The 12475-nt window shown below is 64.9% G+C and carries 11 protein-coding genes; 7 read left to right on the forward strand and 4 right to left on the reverse strand.

Annotation, left to right across the window (positions count from 1 at the left end; genetic code table 11):
* Window positions 1–25 precede the first annotated feature (25 nt).
* From fadA to KSS94_RS08545, 5 genes are all read left to right on the forward strand, one after another.
* Window positions 26–1201 (forward strand): acetyl-CoA C-acyltransferase FadA, encoded by a 1176-nt coding sequence (gene fadA / locus KSS94_RS08525; RefSeq protein ID WP_217842558.1) that lies wholly within the window; start codon window positions 26–28, stop codon window positions 1199–1201.
* A gap of 80 nt (window positions 1202–1281) precedes the next feature.
* Entirely contained in the window at window positions 1282–1533 is a 252-nt protein-coding gene (locus KSS94_RS08530) for a DUF1653 domain-containing protein (protein ID WP_217842559.1), read from the forward strand.
* Window positions 1534–1633: 100 nt separating this feature from the next.
* Window positions 1634–4243 (forward strand): type I DNA topoisomerase, encoded by a 2610-nt coding sequence (topA, locus tag KSS94_RS08535; protein ID WP_217842560.1) that lies wholly within the window; start codon window positions 1634–1636, stop codon window positions 4241–4243.
* A gap of 155 nt (window positions 4244–4398) precedes the next feature.
* Complete coding sequence (locus tag KSS94_RS08540) at window positions 4399–4914, forward strand: DUF6586 family protein (RefSeq protein WP_217842561.1); 516 nt, start codon at window positions 4399–4401, stop codon at window positions 4912–4914.
* Window positions 4915–4966: 52 nt separating this feature from the next.
* Window positions 4967–5200, forward strand: a complete 234-nt coding sequence (locus KSS94_RS08545) for a hypothetical protein (RefSeq protein ID WP_186517230.1) — start codon at window positions 4967–4969, stop codon at window positions 5198–5200.
* 50 nt (window positions 5201–5250) lie between these two features.
* Here KSS94_RS08545 and sulA read toward each other — a convergent pair whose 3' ends face one another.
* Together sulA and lexA are read right to left on the reverse strand one after the other, a co-directional pair.
* Entirely contained in the window at window positions 5251–5727 is a 477-nt protein-coding gene (gene sulA / locus KSS94_RS08550; RefSeq protein ID WP_217842562.1) for an SOS-induced cell division inhibitor SulA, read from the reverse strand.
* Between the two features lie 13 nt (window positions 5728–5740).
* Window positions 5741–6349 carry a transcriptional repressor LexA gene (gene lexA / locus KSS94_RS08555; protein ID WP_217842563.1) on the reverse strand — a complete coding sequence of 203 codons (609 nt, stop codon included), beginning with the start codon at window positions 6347–6349 and terminating at the stop codon, window positions 5741–5743.
* Between the two features lie 209 nt (window positions 6350–6558).
* On the opposite strand from lexA, the gene KSS94_RS08560 reads away from it, so the two are divergent.
* Together KSS94_RS08560 and nagZ are read left to right on the forward strand one after the other, a co-directional pair.
* On the forward strand, window positions 6559–7263 hold the full coding sequence (locus KSS94_RS08560) for a TetR/AcrR family transcriptional regulator (protein ID WP_217842564.1): 705 nt from the start codon (window positions 6559–6561) through the stop codon (window positions 7261–7263).
* Window positions 7264–7449: 186 nt separating this feature from the next.
* Window positions 7450–8448, forward strand: a complete 999-nt coding sequence (gene nagZ / locus KSS94_RS08565) for a beta-N-acetylhexosaminidase (protein ID WP_217843547.1) — start codon at window positions 7450–7452, stop codon at window positions 8446–8448.
* Window positions 8449–8592: 144 nt separating this feature from the next.
* On the opposite strand, the gene KSS94_RS08570 is transcribed toward nagZ, so the two are convergent.
* Complete coding sequence (locus tag KSS94_RS08570; RefSeq protein ID WP_217842565.1) at window positions 8593–11904, reverse strand: DEAD/DEAH box helicase; 3312 nt, start codon at window positions 11902–11904, stop codon at window positions 8593–8595.
* A 1-nt stretch (window position 11905) separates the two neighbouring features.
* Complete coding sequence (locus KSS94_RS08575) at window positions 11906–12466, reverse strand: CsiV family protein (RefSeq protein ID WP_217842566.1); 561 nt, start codon at window positions 12464–12466, stop codon at window positions 11906–11908.
* Window positions 12467–12475: the final 9 nt, after the last annotated feature.

Consider the following 12475-nt stretch of genomic DNA (forward strand, 5'->3'; position numbering starts at 1 on the left):
AACGAGCTAGAGCGAGATTATTGATATGAGCCTGAATCCAAGAGACGTGGTGATTGTCGACTTCGGTCGCACGCCGATGGGCCGCTCCAAGGGTGGCATGCACCGCAACACCCGCGCCGAAGACATGTCGGCGCACCTGATCAGCAAGCTGCTGGAGCGCAACGACAAGGTCGACCCGAAAGAAGTCGAGGATGTGATCTGGGGCTGCGTCAACCAGACCCTCGAACAGGGCTGGAACATCGCCCGCATGGCCTCGCTGATGACTCAGATCCCGCACACCTCGGCGGCCCAGACCGTCAGCCGCCTGTGTGGCTCGTCGATGAGCGCGCTGCACACCGCCGCCCAGGCGATCATGACCGGCAACGGCGACGTGTTCGTGATCGGTGGCGTGGAGCACATGGGCCACGTCAGCATGATGCACGGCGTCGACCCCAACCCGCACCTGTCGCTGCACGCGGCCAAGGCCTCGGGCATGATGGGCCTGACCGCCGAAATGCTTGGCAAGATGCACGGCATCACCCGTGAGCAGCAAGACCTGTTCGGCTTGCGTTCGCACCAGCTCGCCCACAAGGCGACGCTCGAAGGCAAGTTCAAGGACGAGATCATCCCGATGCAGGGTTATGACGAGAACGGCTTCCTCAAGGTCTTCGACTACGACGAAACCATTCGCCCGGAAACCACCCTCGAAGGCCTGGCCTCGCTCAAGCCTGCGTTCAACCCCAAGGGCGGTACCGTGACTGCTGGTACTTCGTCGCAGATCACCGACGGTGCTTCGTGCATGATCGTCATGTCCGGGCAGCGCGCCATGGACCTGGGCATCCAGCCGCTGGCAGTGATCCGCTCCATGGCGGTGGCCGGCGTGGACCCGGCGATCATGGGCTACGGCCCGGTGCCATCGACGCAAAAAGCGCTCAAGCGCGCGGGTTTGAGCATCGCCGACATCGACTACTTCGAACTCAACGAAGCCTTCGCTGCACAGGCCCTGCCAGTGCTGAAAGATTTGAAAGTGCTCGACAAGATGGATGAGAAGGTTAACCTGCACGGCGGCGCCATTGCCTTGGGCCACCCGTTCGGTTGCTCCGGTGCGCGGATTTCCGGCACCCTGCTCAACGTGATGAAGCAAAATGGCGGCACCCTTGGGGTAGCGACCATGTGCGTTGGCCTCGGCCAGGGTATCACCACGGTCTTCGAGCGCGTCTGATCGCGTGGCAAGGCTACAGCCGGGGCCCTGTGCCCCGGTTTTTGTTTTTTTACAGGTTTTGTTTCAAGAGGGTGGGCGACATGCAGATACAGCCAGGCGTATACCGGCATTACAAAGGGCCTGAGTACCGTGTCTTCAGCGCTGCACGGCATTCCGAGAACGAGCAGTGGATGGTCTTCTATCAGTGCCTGTATGGTGATTACAGCTTCTGGGTGAGGCCGCTTTCGATGTTCCAGGAGTCCGTCGAGGTTGACGGCGAGCAGGTGCCACGCTTTGCTTTGGTCAAGGCCGAAGAGGGCTTGCCTGAACTGCGTGGCAAGGCGCACGAGTGATCGACCGCGCTTGACCTCACTCTTTTGCCACTATATATAGCGGTGCCGCGTCCGGCACCTGACGCGTTTTTCATCTTCAGATTCAGGAATACTCCGATCCATGGGCAAATCGCTGGTCATTGTGGAATCCCCGGCCAAGGCCAAGACCATCAACAAGTACCTGGGCAGCCAGTACGTGGTGAAGTCGAGTATCGGCCACATCCGTGACCTCCCCACCAGCGGTTCTGCCAGCGCGAGCAAGGAACCGGCGGCCAAGCGCAGCAAGGCTGCGGCCGAGGCTCCGGCGCTGTCGCCGAAGGAGAAGGCTCGCCGCACGCTGGTGGCTCGCATGGGCGTCGACCCCGAAGCCGGCTGGAAAGCCAAGTACGAGATCCTTCCCGGCAAGGAGAAGGTGATCGACGAGCTGCGCCGCCTGGCCAAGGACGCCGACACCATCTATCTCGCAACCGACTTGGATCGCGAGGGGGAAGCCATTGCCTGGCACCTGCGCGAAGCCATTGGCGGTGACGACAGCCGTTACAAGCGCGTGGTGTTCAACGAAATCACCAAAAAAGCCATCCAGGAAGCGTTCTCGCAGCCTGGCGAGCTGGATATCGACCGGGTCAATGCCCAGCAAGCGCGCCGTTTCCTCGACCGCGTGGTGGGCTACATGGTTTCGCCGCTGCTGTGGGCCAAGATCGCCCGTGGCCTGTCTGCCGGCCGCGTGCAGTCGGTGGCGGTCAAGCTGGTGGTGGAGCGCGAGCGTGAAATCCGCGCCTTCAACCCCGAGGAATATTGGGAAGTCCACGCCGACCTGGGCACCGCCAAGAACGCCAAGGTGCGTTTTGAAGTGGCGCGCGAGAACGGCGAGGCGTTCAAGCCGCTGAACCAGGCTCAGGCCATGGCTGCGCTGGAGAAGCTCAAGTCCTCCAGCTACACCATCAGCAAGCGCGAAGACCGCCCGACCAGCAGCAAGCCGTCGGCACCCTTCATCACCTCCACCCTGCAGCAGGCCGCGAGCAACCGCCTGGGCTTCGGGGTGAAGAAGACCATGATGATGGCCCAGCGTCTGTACGAAGCCGGCTACATCACTTACATGCGTACCGACTCGACCAACCTGTCGCAGGATGCCGTGGAAATGGCGCGCAGCTACATCGAGAAGGAGTTCGGCAAGCAGTATCTGCCGGCTGCGCCGATCGTGTACGGCAGCAAGGAAGGCGCCCAGGAAGCGCACGAGGCGATTCGCCCGTCCGACGTCAACACCCACCCGACCAAGCTCAGCGGCATGGAGCGTGATGCCGAGCGCCTGTACGAGCTGATCTGGCGCCAGTTCCTGGCCTGCCAGATGCCGCCGGCGCAATACCTGTCCACCAGCGTCACCGTGGTGGCGGGCGACTACGAGCTGCGCGCCAAGGGCCGCATCCTCAAGTTCGACGGTTACACCCGTGTGCTGCCACAGCAGAGCAAGCCCGGCGAAGATGACGTGCTGCCGGAAATGGCCCAGGGCGAAGTGCTCAAGCTGATCCAGCTCGACCCGAGCCAGCACTTCACCAAGCCGCCGGCGCGCTTTACCGAAGCGAGCCTGGTCAAGGAGATGGAAAAGCGCGGCATCGGCCGCCCGTCCACCTACGCGGCGATCATTTCCACCATTCAGGACCGCGGTTATGTGACCTTGCACAACCGCCGCTTCTACTCCGAAAAAATGGGCGACATCGTCACCGAGCGCCTGTCGGAGAGCTTCGCCAACCTGATGGACTACGGCTTCACCGCCGGCATGGAAGAAAACCTCGACGACGTGGCCCAGGGCGAGCGTGACTGGAAGAACGTGCTCGACGAGTTCTACGGTGACTTCAGCAAGAAGCTGCAGACCGCCGAGTCCGCTGAAAACGGCATGCGCGCCAACCAGCCGACCCCGACCAACATCGCCTGCAAGGAATGTGGCCGGCCGATGATGATCCGCACCGCCTCCACCGGCGTGTTCCTCGGTTGCTCGGGCTACAGCCTGCCACCGAAGGAGCGTTGCAAGGCTACGGTGAACCTGGTGCCGGGCGACGAAATCGCCGCTGACGACGAGGGCGAGTCCGAGTCGCTGGTGCTGCGCGGCAAGCACCGCTGCCCGATCTGCGCCACCGCCATGGACGCCTACCTGCTGGATGAGAAGCGCAAGCTGCACATCTGCGGTAACAACCCGGATTGCGTTGGCTACGAGATCGAAGAGGGCAACTACCGCATCAAGGGCTACGAAGGGCCGAGCCTTGAGTGCGACAAGTGCGGCAGCGAAATGCAGCTCAAGACCGGCCGCTTCGGCAAGTTCTTCGGTTGCACCAACCCTGCGTGCAAGAACACCCGCAAGCTGCTCAAAAGCGGCGAGGCAGCGCCACCGAAGATGGACAAGGTGGACATGCCCGAGCTCAAGTGCGAGAAGGTCGACGACACCTACGTGCTGCGTGACGGTGCTTCGGGCCTGTTCCTGGCTGCCAGCCAGTTCCCGAAAAACCGCGAGACCCGCGCGCCGCTGGTGCTCGAGATCGTGCCGCACAAGCATGAGATCGACCCGAAGTACCACTTCCTCTGCGACGCCCCGCAGAAGGACCCGGATGGCCGCCCGACGGTGATTCGCTATAGCCGCAAGACCAAGGAGCAGTACGTGCAGTCCGAGGTCGATGGCAAGCCGACTGGCTGGAAGGCGTTCTACGACGGTGGCAAGTGGAAGGTTGAAGACAAGCGCTGACCCGGCGCTCGGCATTCAGGCTCAATCGCGGGGCAAGCCCGCTCCCACGCTGATCGTGGGGGCGGGCTTGCCCCGCGATCGTTTGTGCTTGCGGTGGGGCAGGGCAATCCTCGAAACTGCAGCATCGCTTTGCAGCTTTAGGGAGGTCATCGAAAATGGCCCAGGAACTCTACACCCGCACCAACCAGAAACTGTTCTTCGCCGGCCTTGCGCTGGAGTCCATGGCCAAGGCCGAGCACAGCCAGGCGATGAACGCCCAGGGCCTGGTCCAGGCCGAGCGCGAGTCGGCGCTGTTTCACCTGTACGGTGCGCTGCTGGGCCTGTGCCACGAGATCGGTGGCTTCTACCGTCTGCCGGTGGTGGCCACGGTCGAGCAGGCCCTCGCCGATGAGGCGCTGAACAGCATCGCTATCCCTGAAGTGGCTGAGATGCTCGAACTGGTGCGCCAGCGGGAAACCTGGCTGGCTCAGTTGCTGGGCGCTTATGCCGATTTGTTCCGACCACCGGTCGCGAAAAAAAACGCGAAAACCGACGTTACCCAGCCATTGATCCAGGCGGTCAACCTTGACGAACCCGAGCACCCGGCGCTGTCGCGCGAGGAGCTGGAGAGCTGGCGCAACAACCTTAAAGGCTTGGTGAGACGATTCCGCGACGCGTTGAGTGAGTGCTGATAGCCCTGATGGCTGTTACACTACGGACCTTTCGTGAAACGCAGGCCCGTTTATGTCCACGTCCTTTCTAGAAATTGTCGAGTTGCCTGATGGCCGGATCGAGCTGCGCCGCGCCGAGGATGAAGGTTCCCTGGTGACCCTGGATTTCTCCGAGGATGCCAAGGTGTTTCTGCAAGGACAGCATGTCGAAGTGGCCAAGGCGATGCTCAGCGTGGGCGTGCAGATGGCGGGTCGCCTGGTAGAAGGCGATTTCGAGCGTGACGAGGGGCCGCGAGTCCTTCACTGAGGGCTGTGAGCCCTCAAGACATTGCAGTTTTGACAGGCAAAGCCTGAACATCAGCCGAGGCGGATGTTCAGGCTTTGTGCGTTTCCGGTGGCCGCAGCACGCAGCAGTTGCTGGCGGATGCTGTGGTTGACGTTGCCCAGCCAGCTGACCACGGTGTGGCTGCGGCCCAGACGCAAGGCTTCGCAGGCCAGTTGCAGGGCAGTCTGGTTGCCGCCGGGTTGCAGCAGCAAGATGCGTTCGCGGTTCAGACCGGCGTCACGCAGCCAGGCTTGAGTGAGGCTCCCGGGCGGGGCGATCAGTGTCAGCCAACGGTTGTCGTCTTCTTCGCTGAGCTCGCGCAGGATCGGCGCCAGCAAGCTATGGCAGTGCCCCGGGGCGCCGCGCAGGGTCAGCTCGCTGAACAGCTCGGGCTGGGTGGCTTTGCCGGGTGCCTCTTTGGCTTTGAGCCCCGGCAGTACCGGCTGGGCGAGGAAGGCCTCGAACAGCGGCAACTGAGTGGGCTGGGAAGCTTGGATGAACGGCTGCATGACGCCTCCTGGTTCAGCGGCGCAGAACGCCGACGCTCAAGCCCTCGATCACCAGCTCCTGTTCCTTCAGGTCGACTTCGATGGGGGCGAATTCTGGGTTTTCGGCGATCAGCCAGACCTTGTTGCCTTCGCGCTGGAAGCGCTTGACGGTCACTTCGTCACCGATACGGGCCACCACCACCTGGCCGTTGCGGGCCTCGCGGGTGGTGTGCACGGCGAGCAGGTCGCCGTCGAAAATGCCGATGTCCTTCATGCTCATGCCGTGTACCCGCAGCAGGTAGTCGGCACGCGGGTGGAAGAACGCCGGGTTGATGTTGCACGATTCTTCGATGTGCTGCTCGGCGAGGATCGGTGCACCGGCGGCCACGCGGCCGATGATCGGCAGGCCGTTTTCCTCGGCCTTGGCTTCAAGGCCCGGGATGCGGATGCCTCGGGAGGCGCCCGGGGTCATCTCGATGGCGCCCTTGCGGGCGAGGGCCTTCAGGTGTTCCTCGGCGGCATTCGGCGACTTGAAACCGAGCTCCTGCGCGATTTCGGCGCGGGTCGGCGGGAAGCCGTTGTCTTCGAGGCAACGTTTGATGAAAGCCAGAATCTCGGCTTGGCGTGGCGTCAGTTTCAGCATGGTCGAGGGCTCTGTCTTTTTATACAGTGACTGGGATTATATACAGTGGCGGGCCGCCTGCAAGCACCACGCGCGTACAAACCCGGCAAAGCCTGCGCATTCAATGCCTTGTGGCTGTGGTTAAATGGGCGACCACCCGGTCATGGAGCCTTGACAGAAGCAGGGCTGAAACGTATGTTTCAAACAACTGTTTGTCAGGCGGAGTAGTCATGGCCCAATCGGAAACCGTAGAACGCATCCTCGATGCGGCAGAGCAGCTGTTCGCGGAGCGCGGGTTCGCGGAAACCTCGTTGCGGCTGATCACCAGCAAGGCCGGGGTCAACCTGGCGGCGGTGAACTACCACTTCGGTTCGAAGAAGGCCCTGATCCAGGCAGTGTTCTCGCGCTTCCTCGGCCCGTTCTGCGCAAGCCTGGAGCGTGAACTGGAGCGCCGCCAGGGCCGCCCCGAGCAAAAGGCAACGCTTGAAGAGTTGCTGGAAATGCTGGTGGAGCAGGCGCTGGCCGTGCAGCCGCGCAGCAACAACGACCTGTCGATCTTCATGCGCCTGCTGGGCCTGGCCTTCAGCCAGAGCCAGGGCCACCTGCGCCGCTACCTCGAAGACATGTACGGCAAGGTGTTCCGCCGCTACATGCTGCTGGTCAACGAAGCCGCCCCGCGCATCCCGCCGCTGGAGCTGTTCTGGCGCGTGCACTTCATGCTCGGCGCTGCGGCGTTCAGCATGTCCGGCATCAAGGCCCTGCGCGCCATTGCCGAAACCGACTTCGGTATCAATACCTCGATCGAGCAGGTGATGCGCCTGATGGTGCCGTTCCTGGCTGCCGGCATGCGCGCCGACAGCGGCGTCACCGACGAAGCCATGGCCGCAGCGCAGCTGCGCCCGCGCAGCAAGACCAGCGCGCCGGCCAAAGCCTGACACTGGGCGGGGCAGGGCGCTTCGGCTAAGCTAGCGCCCCATGCCCGACCTCGATTTCCCGTACCTTTCTTTCGCTGGCCAGCACTCGCCGGGTTTCACCCGCGGTGGGCTGTGCCTGCGCCGTGGCGGTCCGGCTGCACCGGGCCTGCCCGCACATCCAATGAAGGACTCGCTATGACCGCCAGCCTGCAAGGCTCCCTGATGGTGGATATCGCCGGCCACTGGCTCACCGCCGAAGACCGCCACCTGCTGCGCCAGCCTGAAGTGGCCGGCCTGATCATCTTCGCCCGCAACATCGACAGCCCGCGCCAGGTGCGCGAGCTGTGCGCCTCGATCCGCGCTATCCGCCCCGACTTGATCCTTGCCGTCGACCAGGAAGGTGGCCGCGTGCAGCGCCTGCGCCAGGGCTTCGTACGCCTGCCGGCGATGCGCGCCATCGCCGACAACGCCAACGCCGAGTACCTGGCCGAACAGTGCGGTTGGCTGATGGCCACCGAGGTGCTGGCCGTGGGCCTGGATCTGAGCTTCGCCCCGGTGCTGGACCTTGACCACCAGCGCAGCGCAGTGGTGGGCAGCCGTGCTTTCGAGGGTAGTCCCGAGCGCGCCACGCAACTGGCCGGCGCGTTCATTCGCGGCATGAATGCTGCCGGCATGGCCGCCTGCGGCAAGCACTTCCCCGGGCATGGCTGGGCCGAGGCCGACTCACACGTGGCCATCCCGGTGGATGAGCGCAGCCTGGAGCAGTTGCGTGCAGCGGACCTTGTACCGTTCACCCGCCTGAGCGGCCAGTTGGCGGCGGTGATGCCGGCCCATGTGATCTACCCACAGGTGGACAACCAGCCAGCCGGCTTCTCGCGCCGCTGGTTGCAGGAGATTCTGCGCGGTGAGCTGGGCTTTGACGGGGTGATCTTCAGCGACGACCTGTCCATGGCCGGCGCCCATGTGGTGGGCGATGCCGCCAGCCGCATCGAGGCGGCGCTGAGCGCCGGCTGTGACATGGGCCTGGTGTGCAACGACCGGGCTGCAGCCGAGCTGGCCCTGAGCGCGGCGCAGCGCATGAAGGTCACGCCGTCGCCGCGCATCGCACGGATGCGCGGGCAGGGCTTTGCGCGGACCGATTACCGCCAGCAGCCGCGTTGGCTGGAAGCGCTGGGGGCGTTGAAGGACGCGCAGCTGGTCGATTGACCCCGCTGGCCTCTTCGCGGGCAAGCCCGCTCCCACAGGGATCGCATAAGCCTCAGGCCAGCGCTGCACCTGTAGGAGCCGGCAAGCCGGCTCCTACAGGGTTGAGTGATCCTTGTGGGAGCGGGCTTGCCCCGCGATTGAGCCTTACCGGTTGCGCTTGCCCGGCAGCGGCGCGAACAGCGCCTCGATCTCATCATCCCCCAGCCGCCACTGCCCGGCCTGCCCGCCATCAAGCAGCCCGGCCGCCAATGCGGCCTTCTCCTGCTGCAACAGCTGGATCTTCTCTTCCACCGTGCCCCGGGTGATCAGCTTGAACACGAACACCGGCTTGTCCTGGCCGATACGGTAGGCACGGTCGGTAGCCTGGTTCTCGCTGGCCGGGTTCCACCACGGGTCGTAGTGGATCACGGTATCGGCGGCGGTCAGGTTCAGGCCGGTGCCGCCGGCCTTGAGGCTGATCAGGAACACCTCGCTGTCGCCGTTCTGGAACTGCTGCACCGGCGCGCGGCGGTCGCGGGTGTCGCCGGTCAGCAGGCTGTAGCGGATGCCGCGCTTGACCAGCTCCTGCTCGATCAGCGCCAGCATCGAGGTGAACTGCGAGAACAGCAGCACCTTCCGCCCTTCCCTGAGCAACTCGTCGAGCATCTCCAGCAGGCTGCCCAGCTTGCCCTTGTCGGCGAAGCTGCCCTTGGTTTCATCACCCTTCACCAGGCGCAGGTCGCAGCACACCTGGCGCAGCTTGAGCAGCGCGTCGAGGATGACAATCTGGCTGCGCGAGGCGCCGTTGCGGGCGATTTCGTCGCGGACCTTCTTGTCCATCGCCACCCGTACGGCCTCGTAGGTGTCACGCTGGGCATCGCTCAGCTCGACCCAGTGGACCATCTCGGTCTTGGCCGGCAGTTCGGTGGCCACCTGCTCCTTGGTGCGGCGCAGCAGGAACGGGCGGATGCGCCCGGCCAGGTGGGCCATGCGCTCGGCGTCGCCATGGCGCTCGATGGGGGTGCGGTAGTCATGGCTGAAGCGCTTGCTGTCGCCCAGCCAGCCGGGCATCAGGAAGTGGAAGATCGACCACAACTCGCCCAGGTTGTTTTCCATCGGCGTGCCGGTCAGGCACAGGCGCTGGTTGGCCTGCAGCTCACGCACGGCGTGGGCGGCCTTGCTGGTGGCGCTCTTGATGTTCTGCGCCTCGTCCAGCACCAGCAGGTGCCAGGGCTGGGCCTTGAGGTGTTCGAGGTCGCGCGGCACCAGGGCGTAGGTGGTCAGCACCAGGTCGTACTCGGCCAGCGCGGCGAAGTGCTTGTTGCGGCCCGGGCCATGCAGGGCCAGTACGCGCAGGCCGGGGGCAAAGCGCTGGGCCTCGTCGAGCCAGTTGGGCACAAGGCTGGTGGGCATCACCGCCAGGGCCGGGCTGTTCAGACGCCCGGCTTCTTTTTCCAGCAGCAGGTGGGCGAGGGTCTGCAGGGTCTTGCCCAGGCCCATGTCGTCGCCGAGGATGCCGCCGGTGCCCATTTCGCGCAGCGCCTGCAGCCAGTTGAGGCCCTGCTGCTGGTAGGGGCGCAGGGTGGCATTCAGGCCCTTGGGCGGCTCCACCTGCAGGTCGCGGGCATCGCGCAGGCGCCGGCCCAGGTCGCGTACCTGGGCGCCACCTTCCCACAGCAGCGGCAAGCCTTCGATGTCGTTCAGGCGCGCGGCGTCGGCGCGCTCCATGCGCAGGCTGGGGCCGACTGCATCCTCGTGCAGGTACAGCTCGCCCAGGGTGCCCATCACCGCCTTGATGCGGCCGTAGGGCAGGGCGACGCGCAGCGCCGGGGCGTCGTGGCGAGCGCGGTTGAGGTCCAGCAGCAGGTGTTCGTCGTCGCTGCGCCGGGCCAGTTCGCTGGGGCGCAGCAGCTCGGGGCTGGCGCGCAGCAACTGCAGCACGATCGGCAGCAGGCTGTGGCGTTGGCCGTCGACCACGATGCCCAGCTCCAGGTCGAACCATTCGTGGCCCGGCGCCTCGTCGATGCTGGCGTACCAGTCGTCCACCTCGTGCAGGTTGAAGGCAAAGTCGCGGTGCACGTCGATCACCCAGCCGGCTTCGCGCAGCTTTGCCAGGCCTTCGCGGGCAAAGCGCAGCCAGGCTTCGTCGTCGGGCAACTGGAGCATTTCGCCGGCACTGTCGGGCAGCGCCTTGCTTTGCCGGGTGGCAGGCTTGAAACCAAAGTCGCGCAGGGCCTTGCGCAGGGCTTGTTCGGCCTGGGGCTGGCGGCGGATGCGCTGGCTGGTGTTGCCGGCCAGGCGGGTCAGCGGCTTGTCGTCGCTGCCGTTGGCGCGCAGGCCGTCGTAGTCGAAGGCCAGCGCGGCGCGGTGCTGCATCTGCCGCTGCATGCGCCCGGTCTTGGGCATGTAGGCACTGAATTCGAGGCTGCCCAGGGTCAGGTGGGCAACCGGCTGGATGCCGTCGAGCAGTTGTTCGTCTAGGGTGGTCGGGGTGGGGAGTTGATGGTTCAAGGCATTGAGCTTGTGGCTGAGGGGCACGACCAGGTGTTCAGGAACATCGGGTGCCAGTGTCAGTTGCTGGGCGATATGCGGGTCGAGGCCGTGGCCGACCTTGCCGATTTCGCGGGTGAGGTAGTCGAAGTAATACAGCGGCAGCAGTGGCAGCACGCAACGCAGCGGTTCATCGCCGTGGTACCAGATACCGACATAGTTGCCGTTGTCCTGGCGCACCCAGCGGAACTCGGCCTGGCGCGTGGGGCCTTGCAGCAGCAGCGGCAAGCTTTCGTCGTAGAGCATGCGGCCGGTATCCAGCGCGCGCTGCAGCAGTTCGCCGCCTTCCTGGCCTTTGAGCGGGTAGCCGCGCTCGGCGCCGCTGGGCAGGTTCTGCGCTGCCAGCAGGCGCAGGATGCGAATGTCTTCTTCCTGCACGAAGCGTGGCGGCTCATAGAGAAACTCGTACAGCGACTGCACCCGGCTGTAGCGGATGCCGTTTTCGTCGCGGGTGCCCTTGCGCACGCGCAGAGCGCAGCCGTCGTCGCTCAGGCGCAACTGGTAGCAGACCATGCGCCCGCGCTTTTCTTCCTGTTCGCTCTGCTCGGTGGCCTGCGGCGGCTCCAGGCCCTTGAGCCAGCGCTGCAGGTTGGCCGGCAGGGCATCGTCCAGGCCGTTACCATCAGCTTCGCTTGCGGCCAGGTGATAGAGCACCGCTGCGCAGTGCTTGCAGTTGTGGCCCACTGGGCAGCTGCAGCGGCCATTGACGTGGCACTGGCGGCCTTGCACGGTGAGCTCGATGCGCTGGCGGTACACCTGGCCCTGGCTGCCGCGGCAATGGGCTTCAATGCCCTTCAGGTCGCAGCGGTTGAGCTCGATGCGGTCCTCGCTGGCATAGCGCTCGCCGCGTTGCAGCGCGGGGCCTGCGAACGAGCGGGTCCAGCCCGGGTACTCACCCAGCAGCTTGCGCAGCTCGCCCTGGCTCACATCACTGCTCCATCATCTCCGGGTCCATCACCGGCATCTTGCGCATGCCGGCAGGGCTGACCTTGATCAGCACGGCCAGGTGGCCGCCGTCGAGGAAGGTCAGCTGGCCGGCTTTCATGTTGCTGTTGCTCTGCTTGAACTGCTCGCTGCGCACCACGCTGCCGTTGCTGTCGAGCTGGTTGACCCAGAGGCTCGCGTCAACGGCGATGAAGCGGCTCTCCTTGATGCTCAGGTTGCCTTCGATGGGGAAGTGGCCGAACTGCTCGTCGCCGGCATGGATGGCGACGCTCTCGCCCTGTTGCTGCCAGGCTTTGTGCAGCAGAACGGTGTAGTCGGCGGTGGCCTGCAGGCGGGTGGCCTCATCGGCCAGCATGGGCGGGCGTTCGGCGGCCTGGTCCAGGCGCGGGGCGCCGGCGCTCCAGTTTTCCGGGGCGAACGGGCTGGTGAAGGCCGGCACGGCGTTCTGCCGCACCAGGAGCATTTCCACCTGATACGGGCCTGCGGCGAAGGCCGCCGGCGCGATCAGCGACAGCAGCAGGGTCAGGCAACGGATGGCGCGCATGGAGCTTCC

The organism is Pseudomonas fakonensis (genome assembly GCF_019139895.1).
Lineage (GTDB): Bacteria > Pseudomonadota > Gammaproteobacteria > Pseudomonadales > Pseudomonadaceae > Aquipseudomonas > Aquipseudomonas fakonensis.

Bases quoted from the DNA above. Each gene is read 5' to 3' on its own strand.
- fadA (WP_217842558.1), top strand. From the start codon at position 26: ATGAGCCTGAATCCAAGAGACGTGGTGATTGTCGACTTCGGTCGCACG.
- KSS94_RS08530 (WP_217842559.1), top strand. From the start codon at position 1,282: ATGCAGATACAGCCAGGCGTATACCGGCATTACAAAGGGCCTGAGTAC.
- topA (WP_217842560.1), top strand. From the start codon at position 1,634: ATGGGCAAATCGCTGGTCATTGTGGAATCCCCGGCCAAGGCCAAGACC.
- KSS94_RS08540 (WP_217842561.1), top strand. From the start codon at position 4,399: ATGGCCCAGGAACTCTACACCCGCACCAACCAGAAACTGTTCTTCGCC.
- KSS94_RS08545 (WP_186517230.1), top strand. From the start codon at position 4,967: ATGTCCACGTCCTTTCTAGAAATTGTCGAGTTGCCTGATGGCCGGATC.
- sulA (WP_217842562.1), bottom strand. From the start codon at position 5,727: ATGCAGCCGTTCATCCAAGCTTCCCAGCCCACTCAGTTGCCGCTGTTC.
- lexA (WP_217842563.1), bottom strand. From the start codon at position 6,349: ATGCTGAAACTGACGCCACGCCAAGCCGAGATTCTGGCTTTCATCAAA.
- KSS94_RS08560 (WP_217842564.1), top strand. From the start codon at position 6,559: ATGGCCCAATCGGAAACCGTAGAACGCATCCTCGATGCGGCAGAGCAG.
- KSS94_RS08575 (WP_217842566.1), bottom strand. From the start codon at position 12,466: ATGCGCGCCATCCGTTGCCTGACCCTGCTGCTGTCGCTGATCGCGCCG.